This is a genomic window from Nocardiopsis sp. RV163 (assembly GCF_001029525.1).
GTDB lineage: Bacteria > Actinomycetota > Actinomycetes > Streptosporangiales > Streptosporangiaceae > Nocardiopsis > Nocardiopsis dassonvillei.
The window spans coordinates 1-14611 of record NZ_LEKI01000146.1; the positions used below are offsets into that span (position 1 = coordinate 1).

Annotated in this window: 10 protein-coding genes and 1 pseudogene; 4 read left to right on the plus strand and 7 right to left on the minus strand. The window is 75.8% G+C overall.

The window, feature by feature from the left end; translation table 11 throughout:
- Positions 1-87: 87 nt before the first annotated feature.
- The 3 genes from zwf to pgl are packed head-to-tail and all read left to right on the plus strand — an operon-like array spanning position 88 to position 3339.
- On the plus strand, positions 88-1641 hold the full coding sequence (gene zwf, locus ABD54_RS21060) for a glucose-6-phosphate dehydrogenase (RefSeq protein ID WP_047871251.1): 1554 nt from the start codon (positions 88-90) through the stop codon (positions 1639-1641).
- Between the two features lie 28 nt (positions 1642-1669).
- Positions 1670-2596, plus strand: a complete 927-nt coding sequence (locus tag ABD54_RS21065; protein ID WP_047871252.1) for a glucose-6-phosphate dehydrogenase assembly protein OpcA — start codon at positions 1670-1672, stop codon at positions 2594-2596.
- The gene (gene pgl, locus ABD54_RS21070) at positions 2593-3339 is read left to right on the plus strand and encodes a 6-phosphogluconolactonase (RefSeq protein ID WP_047871253.1); all 747 of its coding nucleotides are present in this window, start codon (positions 2593-2595) and stop codon (positions 3337-3339) included. Before ABD54_RS21065 ends, pgl begins: the two co-directional genes overlap by 4 nt.
- Positions 3340-3425: 86 nt before the next feature.
- On the opposite strand, the gene ABD54_RS21075 is transcribed toward pgl, so the two are convergent.
- The 3 genes from ABD54_RS21075 to ABD54_RS21085 all read right to left on the minus strand — a co-directional run bounded on the left by ABD54_RS21075 (position 3426) and on the right by ABD54_RS21085 (position 8117).
- The gene (locus tag ABD54_RS21075; protein ID WP_082166928.1) at positions 3426-4997 is read right to left on the minus strand and encodes an alpha/beta hydrolase; all 1572 of its coding nucleotides are present in this window, start codon (positions 4995-4997) and stop codon (positions 3426-3428) included.
- A 175-nt stretch (positions 4998-5172) separates the two neighbouring features.
- Positions 5173-7404, minus strand: a complete 2232-nt coding sequence (locus ABD54_RS21080) for a CRISPR-associated protein (RefSeq protein WP_047871255.1) — start codon at positions 7402-7404, stop codon at positions 5173-5175.
- A gap of 320 nt (positions 7405-7724) precedes the next feature.
- Entirely contained in the window at positions 7725-8117 is a 393-nt protein-coding gene (locus tag ABD54_RS21085; protein WP_047871256.1) for a hypothetical protein, read from the minus strand.
- 358 nt (positions 8118-8475) lie between these two features.
- On the opposite strand from ABD54_RS21085, the gene ABD54_RS21090 reads away from it, so the two are divergent.
- On the plus strand, positions 8476-9624 hold the full coding sequence (locus tag ABD54_RS21090; protein WP_047871257.1) for a hypothetical protein: 1149 nt from the start codon (positions 8476-8478) through the stop codon (positions 9622-9624).
- Between the two features lie 74 nt (positions 9625-9698).
- Here ABD54_RS21090 and ABD54_RS21095 read toward each other — a convergent pair whose 3' ends face one another.
- The 4 genes and pseudogenes from ABD54_RS21095 to ABD54_RS21110 form a co-directional block, all read right to left on the minus strand.
- Positions 9699-11912, minus strand: a complete 2214-nt coding sequence (locus ABD54_RS21095) for a TIGR03986 family CRISPR-associated RAMP protein (protein WP_047871258.1) — start codon at positions 11910-11912, stop codon at positions 9699-9701.
- Positions 11906-12661 carry a hypothetical protein gene (locus ABD54_RS21100; protein WP_047871259.1) on the minus strand — a complete coding sequence of 252 codons (756 nt, stop codon included), beginning with the start codon at positions 12659-12661 and terminating at the stop codon, positions 11906-11908. Before ABD54_RS21100 ends, ABD54_RS21095 begins: the two co-directional genes overlap by 7 nt.
- Positions 12658-14280, minus strand: a complete 1623-nt coding sequence (locus tag ABD54_RS21105) for an RAMP superfamily CRISPR-associated protein (RefSeq protein ID WP_047871260.1) — start codon at positions 14278-14280, stop codon at positions 12658-12660. Before ABD54_RS21105 ends, ABD54_RS21100 begins: the two co-directional genes overlap by 4 nt.
- Positions 14277-14611: pseudogene (locus ABD54_RS21110) on the minus strand (hypothetical protein); the annotation flags it as partial. The gene ABD54_RS21105 and the pseudogene ABD54_RS21110, both read right to left, overlap by 4 nt.

The following is a 14611-nucleotide window of genomic DNA, read 5'->3' on the forward strand; positions in this document are numbered from 1 at the left end:
CCCCCCCGCACGCCCCCGGCGGGGGCGGCGCCCAGCGTCCCACCGGCCACTCTCGACAGGAAAGACGGGAACTTGAAAGAACCGGTGATGCCGGGAGCGGTACCCAACCCGCTCCGCAACGCCCTGGACCGCAGACTGCCACGTATCGCAGGACCCAGCGTGCTGGTGCTCTTCGGCGTCACGGGCGACCTGGCCCGCAAGAAGCTCCTGCCGGCCATCTACGACCTGGCCAACCGGGGGCTGCTGCCGCCGGGCTTCGGCCTGGTGGGGTTCGCCCGCCGGGACTGGGAGGACCAGGACTTCGCCGACGAGGCCTACCAGGCTGTGCGCGAGCACGCGCGCACCCCGTTCCGCGAGGACGTGTGGCGCCAGCTCAGCGAGGGCGTCCGGTTCGTCCAGGGCGAACTGCACGACGACGACGCGTTCGACCGCCTGGCCGACTGCGTGCGCACCCTGGACTCCGAGCGCGGCACCGGCGGCAACTACGCGTTCTACCTTTCGCTGCCGCCCAAGCTGTTCCCCACCGTGGTCAAGCAGCTCAAGCGGAGCGGCCTGGCCGAACCCGATGAGGACCGGGTCTCCGAGGGCGGGGGCAGCCCGTGGCGGCGGGTGGTGATCGAGAAGCCCTTCGGCCACGACCTGGAGAGCGCCCGGGACCTCAACGCGGTGGTGGACGACGTGTTCCCGCCCTCGTCGGTGTTCCGCATCGACCACTACCTGGGCAAGGAGACGGTCCAGAACATCCTGGCCCTGCGCTTCGCCAACACCCTCTTCGAGCCGCTGTGGAACCGCAGCTACGTGGACCACGTGCAGATCACGATGGCCGAGGACATCGGCGTGGGCGGCCGGGCGGGCTACTACGACGGGATCGGCGCGGCCCGCGACGTCATCCAGAACCACCTCCTCCAACTGCTGGCCCTGGTCGCGATGGAGGAGCCCATCTCCTACAGCGCGGACGCGCTGCGCGCGGAGAAGGAGAAGGTGCTGGCGTCGGTGTCGCTGCCCGAGGACCTGTCCACGGGCACCGCGCGCGGCCAGTACGCGGCGGGCTGGCAGGGAGGCGCGGCGGTGCGCGGCTACCTCGAGGAGGAGGGTATTCCCTCCGACTCGGTGACCGAGACCTACGCGGCGCTGAAGCTGGCGGTGGACACCAGGCGCTGGTCGGGCGTGCCCTTCTACCTGCGCACCGGCAAGCGGCTGGGCCGCAGGGTGACGGAGGTGGCGCTGGTGTTCCAGGCCGCTCCGCAGCAGCTGTTCCCGCGCACCGACGTCAGCGAGGTGGGGCAGAACGCCCTGGTGCTGCGCATCCAGCCGGACGAGGGCGTGACGCTGCGCTTCGGCTCCAAGGTGCCGGGGGCCAGCATGGAGGTCCGCGACGTGAGCATGGACTTCGCCTACGGACAGTCCTTCACCGAGGCCAGCCCCGAGGCCTACGAGCGGCTCATCCTGGACGTGCTCATCGGCGACCCGCCGCTGTTCCCGCGCCAGGAGGAGGTCGAGCTGTCGTGGCGGATCCTGGACCCGGTGGAGGAGTACTGGGCCAAGGCGGGCCAGCCAGAGCAGTACGGCTCGGGCACCTGGGGCCCGGAGTCGGCCGAGCAGCTGCTCTCCAGGGACGGACGCCAGTGGCGGCGCCCGTGACCAGACACGACCCCGCCGGGAGGAACCGATGACGCTCTACCTGCCGCGCACCACGACCTCGAAGATCGCCGAGGCGCTCATGGCCGAGCGGCTCAGCGTGGGCGGCGGTGCCATGAACATGGTCCTGACCCTGGTCATCGTCACCGACGAGGCCGACCACTACGACGCGGTGCGCGCCGCGACCGAGGCTGGCCGCGAGCACCCCTCGCGCGTGGTGGCGCTGGTGCGGCGCGACCCCGACGCCGAACCGGCCATCGACGCCGAGATCCGCCGCCCTGGTACCTCCGGCCCCGGCGAGGCGGTGCTGCTGCGGCTGTACGGGCCGCTGGGCGAGCACGCGGACTCGGTGGTCACCCCGCTGCTGGTGCCCGAGGCGCCGGTGGTGGTGTGGTGGCCGGGCGTGGGCCCGGCCGACCCGGCGGCCGACCCCGTCGGCCGCCTGGCCCAGCGCCGGATCACCGACGCGCTGCGCGCGCCGGACCCGGTGAGCGACCTGCTGGAGCGGGTGTCCCACTACAGCCCGGGCGACACCGACCTGACCTGGACCCGGCTGACGCCGTGGCGCTCGCTGCTGGCCAGCGCCATGGACCAGCCCTGCGGGTGGGTGACCTCGGCCAGTGTGACGGCCGAGTCGCACTACCCGAGCGCCGAACTGCTGGCCGCGTGGCTGTCGGACCGGCTGGACGTGCCGGTGGCCCGCGAGACCTCGCACGGCCCCGGCCTGACCGAGGTCCGCCTGACCACCGACCAGGGGGACATCGCGATCTCCCGGGTGGACGGCCGGGTGGCCACGCTGTCGCGGTTCGGCCAGCCAGACCAGACGGTGGCCCTGTCGCGGCGCGCCGCCTCCGGGGCCCTGGCCGAGGAACTGCGCCGTCTGGACCCCGACGAGATCTACGAGAGCGCGGCCCGGCACCTGGAGCCGCTGCTCTCCGGAAGCGGAGCACGAGGATGAGCGAACCGGAGATCGTCCGCCACTCCGACGCTGGGGCGCTGGCCGACAGCGTCGCGTTGAAGCTGGTGAACATGATCGTCCAGGCCGAGGCGGACAAGCGCGACTTCCACCTGGTGCTGACCGGTGGCGGGATCGGCATCCGCACCCTGGAGGCGGTGCGCGACCACGCCCTGGAGGCCGGGATCAGCTGGTCGCACGTGCACCTGTGGTGGGGCGACGAGCGCTTCCTGCCGGACAGGGACCCCGAGCGCAACGAGACCCAGGCGTGCGCGGCGCTGATCGACGCCGTTCCGGTGCCCGCGCACAACGTGCACCCGATGCCCGCCTCCGACGGCATGGACGGCGACCACGTCGAGCACGCCGCCACCCGCTACGGCCGGGAACTGGCGGTGGCCGCGCGGGCCCGGGGGCCGGTTCCCGTGTTCGACGTGTGCCTGCTGGGCGTGGGCCCGGACGCGCACGTGGCCTCGCTCTTCCCGGGTCTGCCGGGGGTGCGCGAGGACGAGGCGTCGGTGGCCGCGGTGCACGACTCCCCCAAGCCCCCGCCTCGGCGGATCACCCTGACGCTGCCGTCGATCCGCACGGCCCGCGAGGTGTGGTTGCTGGCCTCGGGCGAGGGCAAGGCCGAAGCCGTGCGGCTGGGCGTGGCCGGGGGCAGCGTGGACGAGGCCCCCGTAGCCGGTGCGCGCGGCGCGGAGCGGACCGTGTTCTGGGTGGACGAGGCTGCGGCCGCCGAGCTCTGAACGGGACGGACGGGCGTACGGGCCCCGGGGACGCGTCGTCCCCGGGGCCCTCGCGTGTTCTCGGGTGCGGCGCGGTTCCGTGCGCCTCAGTCCCGGGAGCCTGGGCAGGTGAGCCCGGGTTCGGGGACCCGGCCGGTGAGCAGGTAGGCGTCCACCGCCTCGTCCACGCACGGACTGCGGCCCGTGCCGTAGACGGTGTGCCCGGCTCCCTCGTAGGTGACCAGGGTTGCGGTCTCCATCCGTTCGGCCAGGTCCTCGGCCCAAGCGTAGGGGGTGGCGGGATCGCCGACGGCGCCCACGACCACGATCGGGGGCGCGTCCGGCGCGGTCGCCTCGGGGGCCTCCCCCGTCTCGGGCCAGTACGCGCAGGGCAGGTGGTCCCACACGGGGTCGGGGCCGAAGAGCGGGGCGAGGTCGGCCGCCTCGTCGGCGGCGTCGCGGTAGGCCTCCACGGTCACCGGGTCGGCGCGGTCGGCGCAGTTCACCGCGGTGAACACCGCGCCGGGGTCCCGGTGCTCCGTTCCCGGTACGGCCTCGCCGGAGCCCGCCCGCGCGTACGCGCCGAAGGTGCGGTCGTAGAGCCGCCCGAGGTGGAGTCCGGTCCCCTCGGCGTCGTCCCCGGCGAGGGCGGTGAACACTTCGGCGAGCAGGTCCCAGCCGTCCTCGCGGTACAGCTCCATGACGACCATGGCAGTCAGTGTGCGCCCGTCCACCGGGATCCCCTCGGCCTCTGCGGGGGCGCGGTCGAGGCCGCGCAGGAGCGCGGCCGCCCGGACGTCGGCCTCGCTGAGGGCACCGGAGCCGCCGGAGCCGGGCGCGCGGTCCGCTCCGGCGAACGGGCAGGACGCGTCGCGGGCGCAGTGGGCCACGAACGCGTTCCAGGTGTTCTGGAGGGCGGCGGCCTGCTCGACGGCGGCCCGAGCGTTGGAGGTGCCGGGTGCCGCGGCGCCGTCCAGGACCGCCGCCCGGACGCGGTCGGGGTACAGGTGGGCGTAGAGGGCACCGAGGTGGGCGCCGTAGGAGCGGCCGACGAAGTTCAGCCGTTCCTCGCCCAGGGCGTCGCGGACGATGTCGAGGTCGCGGGCGGTGTGGACGGTGCCGAGGCGGGCCAGGAACTCCTCCCCCACGGTCCGCGCGCAGTCCTGGGCGTATCTGCGGGCGGCGTCCTCCAGGGGTTGGAGTTCGGCGGCGCCCAGGTCGCCGGGGTCGGTCCCGGCCACGTCCTGGCGTGCCCCGACCAGGGCGTGCCGGTCCCCGCAGGCGAAGCCGCCGCTGTCCCCGACTCCGCGCGGGTCGAAGGAGACGAGGTCGAAGGCGGCGCGGACGTCGTCGCCGAACAGGGGGGAGTCCATGGCCCGGACCCCGGAGGCTCCGGGGCCGCCCGGGTTGACGACCAGGGATCCCAGGCGCTCCTGCGGCGGGCCGCTGGCGGGCGCGCGGACCAGGGCGATGTCCAGGGTCGCGCCGCCGGGCTCGTCGTGGTCCAGGGGGACCGTGACCGTGCCGCACTCCAGGCTCTCCAGCCACTCCGGTCCGGTGCCGCTTTCGGCCGGTTCGGTGCTCCGCCCGCTCTCGTGGCAGGGCCGCCAGGCGACGTCCTGGCCGAGGAAGGGGTCGTCGGCGGCGGGAGAGCAGGCGGCGGCCAGCACCACCGCCATGAGCCCACCGAGCCCGTGGGCGCCCACGCCCCACCGCACCGCCGACTCCGTTCACGCTTCCCGGTCCGCCTACCCTCCCATCCTGCCCGGCGAGGGTGCGCGCAACCTCCGGGACGGGACCGCCGACGTGCGAAAAGACGGTCGGACCGAGTAGCCGGGCGGTGTCCGGGGCGGGTCAGAGCAGGCTGACGTCGGTGTAGAGCAGCGCGGGCAGGGCGCCGGGGGAGGCGACCGCCACGAGGGGGCGCAGGGGGTCGCCGAAGGCGATCCGGCCGGGCCCGCCGCGCGGTGACGGGTCGGCGTGGGCGATCCAGTCCACGAGTTCGACCGCGCGGCTGACGTCGCCTCCCGGCCGGGTCAGGGCGACCACCGTTCCCGCCACGTCGCAGCGGGTGCCGAGGTGGGCGGTGGCGGCGAACACGCTCTGCGCCCACGCCCCCCGGCCCACCTGGCGCGCCTCCCCGCCGGGGGAGCGTCGCCGCAGCCAGCCGGGCGCGGTCAGGCCCACCGCGCGGTCGTCGAAGGTGAGTACCAGGCTGGGCCGTTCCTGGGCGGTCAGGCACTCCTCTGGGTCGGTGAGGGAGGCGTCCATCCACACCCGGACCGGACCGCTGGCCGCGCGCACGAGGGCGGCGCGGGCGGCGTCGAGCAGGGCGGTGTCCACCTGGGTATGAGCCGCCCGGCAGGCGTTCCCGGTCAGGGAGGCGTCCCCGTCCCCCGCTCCGGGCAGCGGCGTGTACCCGGGCAGGACCAGGTGCCAGTCGACGCTGGCACGGCCCCGCAGGGGCAGTTCGCCGTGGGTCAGGCAGACCACGGTCCGCCTGCGCGCGAGCTGGTAGGCGGCGCAGGCGCCCGTGCGGCGGGCGGCCAGGGCCAGTCCCAGGCTCATCGCCTTGGTGCCGGTCGTGATGTCGGCGACGACCGGGGGCGGCGGGTCGGCCCCCTGTTCGCGGACGATCCAGTCCTGGGCGACGGCGGCGACCGCGTCGGCGTCGGAGCCGTCCACGGGGTCGGGGGTGAAGCGGACCCGGTCGCGGTACCCGGCCTCCCTGAGCAGGGCGGCGTCGGCGGGCGGGGCTCCGGGGTGCTCGACGGCGTACAGGGTCCGGGCGGCGGAGTCGCGCATCCGGTCGCGCACGCTCTGTCTGGAGGACAGGACCAGTGCGCGGGCTGGCCGGTGGGCGTGCACCGCGGTGAGGGTACCCAGGCGGCTGCCGCCCAGGGAGGTGACCAGGACGGGTCCGTCCTTCGGCCCGGGATGGCTACCGGGCGGCGGGGGCCCGGGGGCCTCCGGCTGCGCTGGGCCGCGGGGACCCGGGGCTCCGTCCGGACCGGCTCCCGGCGCCGGGCCGGGAGCGCGTACCGGCATCGGGGTCGCGTCCGCGTCGGAGGAGGCCAGGCCCGGGAAGAACGCCCCGCGGATGTCCTCGAACGACGTCAGCCGGGACAGCAGGTCCTCCAGGCTCCACACGTGCACGCTGCGGGCGGCCAGGGCGGGGTTGTAGGCGGTGACGCGTTCGCGCAGCCCGGGGACCGCGGGGCCGGAGTGGACGAACAGCACCTGCACCGCGGTGCCGAAGACCCGGCGGGCCTTGGCCACCGTCCACCCGGCCCGTGCGACGACGTCCTCGGGGCGGGTCTTGGCCTCCACGCACAGCACGCGGTGGCGGTGGCGCAGGACGGCGTCGAAGTCGGCGACCGAACCCCCGGGGTGTCGGGGGTCGGCGACCTGGCGGGCCCCGACGACCTCGGTGTCGGACCGGCGGCGCGTGTGGCGCAGCAGGTGGGACAGGACCCGGCCCTCGGCGACGACGCCGCGCCGTACGGCCGGGGACAGGTCGGGAAAGCGCGCCTGGAGGGCCTGGCGTCCGCCCTGGACGAAGAGGCGCACGGGTTCGGGGTCGCGGTCCTCCAACCAGTGGGCGCCGTGGATAGCGGCGAGGGTGCGCAGGTCGACGCCGTCGCTGACCAGCGGACGCCCCGGATGGGAGCCGTCGGCGGTGCGCAGCCGGTCGTTGACCGCGTCCAGGTAGTGGCGCCAGCGCCGGGAGGCGGGGTGCCGGTCCGTCGGCAGGACCCGCTCGTGGAGCAGGGCCGCGGCCACGCTCATCACCTTGGTGCCGCCGGTGTAGTCCAGGTACCAGGGCTGGCCGCCGTTGGCGCGGTGCAGGGCGGCCAGGGTGTCGGTGACCGGGCCGAAATCGTGCGGGTCGGACCCCACGCTCACCACGCTCACCGACTCGGGTCGGGCCAGGCGCTCCACGGCGGCGGCCACGCGTCGGGCCAGCGACCGGGTCCCGTCGCTGGCGACCAGGGCCAGGTGGTCGGGGCGCAGGGTGAGCGAGGACAGCAGCGCGGGGGTGGGGTTCTGTCCGACGAGCACGACGGCGGCACGGGGGCTGTCCACGGCGTCCTGTTCTCCGGGAGGGGGCGTCGGACGACCACGCTATGCGGTGGGACCCCGTTTCTCCAGCGCCCGGGGCCGGCGGCGCCGCTTCGCGCCGATCGCGGGTCAGGGGCGCTCGCGGCACACCGGCGACGCTCCTGGTCGGTTCTGGGGTCTGTTCTTCGAACCGGTATCAGCTTGTGGGGGCTGGTTCGGGCGCCCACGGGGTTCTGGAGGGGCCGGAGACGGGACCCGTGGGGGAACTGCGCCGCAGGCGTCGGTTGAGGGCGGCGGCGGGCTACGGGTGGGACGGGACGGAGCGGAGGTCCAAAAACCACTGCTCAGGCCCCCACCGCCTCCTCGGACACCGCCCCCGCGTCCCGGGGACGGGGGCCGAGCCGCACCGGGGCGCCGCTGACGACGAAGGACCGGCAGGCGGTGACCACGCCGCTGCCGTCGCGCACGAGGTCGGAGGGGACCAGCAGGTCGCGGCGTTCGGGGTGCGCGGAGACGACCACGGAGGAGACGATGAACCACACGCCCTCCTGAGGTTCGGGGAGGTCGGCCCGGGTGCGCTCCTCAGCCATCAGCGGGACCCCGGCGACCTCCAGGCCCACGGGTACGCGGACTGCCTCCACCCGGGCCGGTCGGGCGCACCCGGGCCAGCGCCGGATGACGCGCGACCTCTCGTCCACGACTGTCACCACATGCGGCGTCAGGTTGACCACCCGCATCCGGCGACCTCCGTTCCTCTCGCTTCCCCGCCGACCGGACTGACCGCCGGGTCCGGCGGCGCCGCGCCCTCACCGCAGTCTCTCGGACACAGCACGAGCCCTCCGGAGAAGGCTCCGGACCGAAAAATCCGTGAATGTTGAGCCCATTGTGAACGATATCCATTTTGCACTCGTTTACAGGACTCCACACTGCTTGGCACAGGAGTCCGACAATTGACATTTCCCTCTCTGCGGGCCTAATTTGATAGGCGACCTCCCGTTGACGCGGGGGTGTCACCTGAGGTCTCGCGTTCTCTCACGCGCTTTCCCGGAGGGCTGGGGAAGCGTCCCGGCCCCGGACCACCGGGGAGAAGAGTTCGTGAGCACGCACCACTGCTCCGCCTGGGAGTTGTTCGGCTCCGCCGCCTTCCTGCGCGCCTTCACGCGCGTTCTGGGGTGCGGTCCGTGCTCCGCGGACGGAACCGCGCAGGGCTGCTCGGGTCACTCCGAACAGTTCGGCGACTATGTCGACCTGTGCGCCGAGCACTGCCCGTGCCCGGTGCACGGAGGCGAACCCGAGGGCGTCATCGCCGTGCGCATGCGCCGCGCCGTTCCCGACGGCACCGCCGTCGACCGCACCGCAGCGCACCGGCTGCGCGACGCCTTGGACGACGTGCGCCGGGACCGCTCCTACAAGAACCTGCGCCGTGTCTATCCGCAGGCCTCCTCCGACGGCCGGGTGCGCTGCGCGTTCTCCGAGCGCCCGCGCCGCTGGGCGCAGCGCCGCGACGTGGCCCGGGTCGCCGCGGACGTGGTCGACCAGGAGGCGTTGGCCATGCTGGTGCTCACCGCGGGCTGGGGCAACCCCGCAGCCGACCTGCCCGAGGACGTGCACCCGGGCGAGGCGGTCTCCTTCACCGAGGACGGCAGCGCCGTGCCCGTCGCCGACCTGCGCGGACGCGTGCTGACCGCGTCCGGGGAACCGCCCATGGTCTCCACCGCCACCGGCGACTACCTGCTGCGCAAGCTGGCCGAACTGGCCTCCGGGCGCGACGCGGACGCGGGCCGCACCCCCGACCAGCGGCGCCGCCTGCTGCTGCGCGGTCTGCTGCCCGGTATGAGCGGCGAGGACGTCGCCCGCAGGCTCACCGGCGTGCTGGGCCGGATGGCGGTGGACATGCCTCTCCACTTCCGGCTGGTGCAGCGGGCGCGGGGGCGGGCGCGCAGCGCGCCCTACTCCCCCGTTCCCGACGCCCCCGAACCCGAGGAGGACGCCTCGCGGCGGCGCGAGGTGCTGAACGCCTCGGAGCGCGCCTGGCTGGAGCGCACCGCCCGGAGACTGGCGGTGCGGGCCCAGGAGGCGCGGGAGGAGTTCGAGGCCGACCCCCCGGGCGCGCTCGACGCCCTGCTGTGCGCGCTGCTGGAACAGGAGCCCGCCCCGGCGCTGTGGACGGGTGCCCAGGAGGACCCCGACCTGCGCGCGGACCTGCTGGAGGCGCTGGCCGAGGCCGTCGGCGGACGCCCGTGAGGTGACGCCCTCTTCCCCGCGGCCCCGGGAAGAGGGCGGACGGGGCGGCCACCGGCGCGCCTCCGCGCCCTGCCTCACCCCCCTCCGGGCCTCCCGGCGTCGCGGAACCGCCGTGTGAGCGGGGGCAGCACCGGGTACTCGGCGAACTCGCGCAGCGACATCACCGCGGTCGCCTCCCAGGGCAGGCGGCCGCGCCACCGGCTGGCCAGGCACACGTCCACCGCCTGGTCCACCTCCCGCCAGCGCCCGGGCGCTGGCTCGCCCGGCAGGCGCCTGGCCGCAAGGGCGGCGCCGAACGCGTCCAGGAACCCCCGGACCCGCTCCCGCCCGGCGCGCACGACCCCGGCGCCCGGATCCAGGGACAGCGCGCGGGCGCGCCGGTCGACCAGGTACAGCTCCGGGCGCAGGTGGACGCTGCCCATGCCCAGCGACTTGCCCATGCCGATCTTGTGCGCGTGCTCGGGGTCGGCGGGGTCGCCCCCGTCCGCGGGGTTGTCCAGCAGCAGGGCACGCAGCAGCGCACCGAGTTCGCCGTCTGTGAGGTTGGTGAAGGTGATACGTGAGCGAAAGGTGAGACCGTCGCGGAGGGGGACGACGTCGCGTTGTGTGTCGCGGGGCGGTTCGGGCCGGGACCCCGCCGCCAGTACCGTCAGCCCCAGCTCCTCCTGGGTTCGGGCGTCGTAGCGCACCGGTCCGCCCGGGGCGGCGCGGTGCCGGTGCAGGTACACCTTGTACCCGCCCAGCCGGACCAGGCCCTCGTGCGCCCACGTGATGATGTCGGGCCGGTCCCCCGAGGCCGCGTCGGGGCCCTGGATCAGGTAGTTGGCGAAGCAGCCGCGCTGGGGCGAGAGCAGTTGCACGCGCAGGGCCGCGCCGTCGGGGTAGTCCGGGTCGGGGTCGGTGCTCAGCGCGCTGCCGAAGGACACCCGGCCCTTGGACGCCCCCGCCTCGCCCGCGAAGGTGTCGGTGTCGCCGAACAGGGCCCGGCACACGTCCACCGTGCGTCCCGCCCGGGCGGCCCCTTCCGGGTCTCCGTGCTGGGGGCCCAGGACGGGTGCGGGCAGGGCGCGGCGGACCGGGTTGTCGTCGCTGACGGCGATGCGGTAGCCGCCGGAGCGGCCGAAGGAGACCACCGCCCCGGACGCGTCGAGGTCGAACCAGACCGGTTCGAGCCCGCGCCGGGGCAGGCCCCCTCCGCCGGCCCCGGCGACCGGTTCGCGCACGGGGTCGGCCGCGCTCGTGCCCAGTGTGTCGGGGAAGGCGGCGCGCTGGTAGCCGGTGACCTGCTCGGCCGACTCGAACAGCTCCACCATGGCCTCCGGGACGCGCAGGCGTGCGCCCAGGTCGGCGGGCCGGGGGAAGAGGTAGGCGTTGCGGCGCTCGCCCGCTGCGACCCCGGTCAGGACCACCAGGGCCCGCACCACCCCTCCCCCGTCCGGGCCCCGGGCGCCCTCGGCCCGGGCGTCCAGGTAGGCGCGGGCCTCCTCACCGGTGGGTGCTACGGCGGCCACGCGCCGTTCCCCGGGCAGGTGGACGACGTGCACCCACCGGTACTGGAGGCTTCCGTGCTGTTCGTGGGTGGTGGGGACGTAGGCGTTGCCCCTGGGCGGGTCGGGGAAGTCGTCGACGCCGAAGTCCCAGGTGCGCAGGCTCTCGCGCAGGACCGTGAAGGGCACCTTGAGCGCCTGGCCCGGCTCGCCCGACAGGGCGGTGGCGGGGACCTCGACCACGTACCAGCGCTCGTCGGACGGCGAGTGGAACAGGAACCCCTGCTTGGTGCGCAGCCCGGACCGGCGCCTGCGGTACTGGGAGTGCTGGTGGGCCATGACCCTGCGGGCGCGCGCGGACAGGGCGCTGTCGGCGCTGTCGGGGTCGATGCGCACGGGCGCGCGGAAGAACAGCATCGGGGTGTTGACGGGGCCGGTCTCGCCGCTGGTGAGCATGCGCACGGTGTTGCGGACCAGGCCGCGCAGGGTCGAGCCGGGGACGGCGGGCAGGTGGCGGTCGCCGTGCGGGAAGCGGATGGAGGCGTTCACGCGCCCGCGTTCGAGGGTCTGGCCCACGAAGGTGGGGGTGAGCGTGGTCAGGGTCAGGTCGATCCACCCCGAGTGGGTGCCCGCCACCGTGCGGTCGTGGCTGCGCAGCAGGTCCTCGGTGGGAAGGCCGCCGTGCAGGTCGGCGGCGGGCACGGGGGTGTCCGCGATCCTGACCAGGCCGTAGGGCGCGGTGGCGTGGAACCGTCCCGCCCGCGGGCGCGGCGCGCCGCCGCACGCACCGGGGCTCACCACGGCCGCTCCTCCCGCCGGATCTCGTCACCGGTGCCCACGTCGAACTCGGGCCCGGTCGGCTTGACCCCCGACCGCATCCCGGTGAGCCGGTGGAAGGCCACGCCCACCGCGCCGGTCGCGGGGTCCTGCGCCCAGTACTCGCGCACCGTAAGCCAGGTGCCCGTGCTCTCCAGGGCGGTTCCGGCGCCGGGCACGGGGCGGAGGCGGCCGGAGAAGTCGGTCCACGCCACCGGGAGCACCGCCTGTGCGCCGGAGGGCTCCCGCGTCACCGACAGGGGACCCGCGCCGCCCAGGACACGGCTGGAGGAGGGGCCGTTCCAGCCCTGGAGGAGGAGGGAGCGCTCGCGCGGGCGCAGCTCCTCGGGGAGGTCGCCGGGGGCGTCCGCGCTGATCCACCCGGCCTCGGCGCCCTCCCCGAGCCGGATCTGCGCGTGCGGACCGAACACCAGGACCTCCAGGACCCGCCAGCGGTCGGCGGGGCCCGGGGGCGCGGCCGACAGGTGGGCGGTGGGCGGCTGGTCCGAGCGGCGCCACCGCGCTCCCGGGCAGGCGCCGGTGACGCGGCCGTCGCCGAGTTCGGCGAGCAGCCACTGCGGCCGGTCCGGCGCGCCGGGCACGTGCGGAACGCCGGTGTCGAGCAGGCGGCAGCGGAGACCGCGGACGAAGACGTCGTCGAGGACTCCGTCGACCTGCGCGGCGGTCAGGCGGCGCACGGCCAGGCCGTGCGGGCGCGGGGGCTCGTGGTTCACCGGGGATCCTCCTTCGTGGGCGCGGGGGCGAGCGCGGCGCGCAGGGCGGCCAGCCAGCCGCGGGCGGCGACCGCGTCGCCGCTGTCGGGTGTGAACAGGGCGGTGGCCAGGTCCACCGTTTCCGGCGGCCCCCCGCCCGGGGGGTGGGTGGTCAGGAGTGCGCGGGTGGCGGTCAGGCGCCCGTTCCCGGTTCCGGCGCCCGCGCCGAGGGTGTCGAAGGGTACCGTGGCCAGCTCCCGCACGAGGAGGGCGAGCAGGCCGCGGACTGCGTCGTCGGGCTCGCGCACGTCCAGGACCGCTTCGGCGCTGCCGCCGCAGTGCAGGTCGGTGGTGAACAGGCGGCCGTCCACGGCGTCGCCGAAGAGGGAGTCCACGGTCAGCCGGGTGGCGGTCAGGGGCGCTCCGCCTGTGAGCACGGGTACGGTGCGCAGTTGGATCCGGGCGGGGCGCGCGAGGCCGCGCCGGTCTGTGTCGGCGCCCCACCAGTGGTCGTGCCAGTCGCGCCACCGGTCCGGCCCGGCGCCCAGGTGTTCGGCCGCGTCCCGGACCAGTCGGCCGCCGACCCTCTTGAACAGCGCGAACAGAGCGGTGTCGCCCAGGACCGGGGCGGGCTGGACGGCGGCCTTGTCCGGGTCGGTGACGTCGGGGCGGTGGCGGTGCGCCCGGTCCGCCTCGCCCAGGCGTTCGGGGGCGGGGACGTCGCCGACCAGGAGCAGGCCGGGCCTGGGTTCGCGCGGTGGCGGGGCGGTGGGGTCGGGCTGCTCGGCGACGGCCAGGGTCAGGTGGAGTTCGGCGCGGTGGCGGCGGTCGGGCCGGTGCGCGCGGGCGAGCGCGTGGGCGGCGGTGGACCCGCGTCCGCAGGCGCGCAGGGCCTCGGTCAGGGCGGTGGCCAGGTCGGCTGGGGCGTCGGCGAGCGCGTCGGCGCCCTCCTCCCAGCGCCGGGCCCAGGAGCGCGCGTGGTAGGCGAACCAGCCGCGCTCGTCGGTGAGGTCGTGGCGGCGCGCCGACCAGTGGGTGGCGCGGACCGCGCCGTAGCCGCGGCCGGTGCGCGCGCCCACGCGGATGCCGGGCCCGGGCCCGTCGGGTCCGGAGAGTCCGTCGCAGGCCAGGAGCAGCAGGGTGAGCAGGCGGGCCTCGTCGGCCGGCGCGGGGACGCGCAGGCGCAGGTGGGCGGTGAACACGGTGCCCGCGGGCAGGATCTCCCACCGCCACGCGCGGCCCGGCCGGACGGTGCCCGCGGCCGGGTCCACCCGGGTGCCGGTGCGGACCGCGACCGCCGTGTCCTCGGGGAGTTCGGCTCGGGCGTCGTCCACGTCCAACGCGCTCGCGGCGGCCCCCTGCCCCGGCGCGGCCTCGGACTCCGCCGACCCCGTGAGGGCGCGGACGTCGTCGGGGTCGCCCGTGCGGGCCGCGAGTTCGTGGCGCAGCAGCCCGGCCAGGGTGGTGGCGCGCAGGCGGGGCGCACCGGTGACCGGATCGCGGTCCACGTGCAGGTCCACGTCGTCTCCGGCGGCGTGGCGGGGCCCGGCCCGGGCCGCCCCGATGTGGGTGTCGGAGAGCAGGCACAGCCGCAGGGTGACCTCCCACAGCAGCCCGGGCGGAGCTGGCTCGCCGCTCACCCGGGGCGTCCCCCGTCCCGCTCGGCGCGCGGCGGGCGGGCGGCCTCGGCCAGCCAGGAGGAGACCAGGACCAGGGAGAGGCGTGCGGCGGCGCGGCGCTCCCAGTCGCGGGCGCGGGCGGACAGGCCCCGGCCGCCGGGGGGCAGGCCGTCGGGCAGGGAGAGGTCCACGGCGGCGACGGCCCGGACGTAGGCGGGGCTGCGCACGGGGTGGGGCCGGTTGTCCCGCCACCAGTCCTCGGCTCCGCCGGACAGGTCCGCCAGCCAGGACCGGACGCTGACGGGCCGGTCGTGGCCCGGGCGGAGCAGGCGGGCCCGGTCCAGGGCGCGTG

Bases quoted from the DNA above. Each gene is read 5' to 3' on its own strand.
- zwf (WP_047871251.1), top strand. From the start codon at position 88: ATGCCGGGAGCGGTACCCAACCCGCTCCGCAACGCCCTGGACCGCAGA.
- ABD54_RS21065 (WP_047871252.1), top strand. From the start codon at position 1,670: ATGACGCTCTACCTGCCGCGCACCACGACCTCGAAGATCGCCGAGGCG.
- pgl (WP_047871253.1), top strand. From the start codon at position 2,593: ATGAGCGAACCGGAGATCGTCCGCCACTCCGACGCTGGGGCGCTGGCC.
- ABD54_RS21075 (WP_082166928.1), bottom strand. From the start codon at position 4,997: ATGGCGGTGGTGCTGGCCGCCGCCTGCTCTCCCGCCGCCGACGACCCC.
- ABD54_RS21085 (WP_047871256.1), bottom strand. From the start codon at position 8,117: ATGCGGGTGGTCAACCTGACGCCGCATGTGGTGACAGTCGTGGACGAG.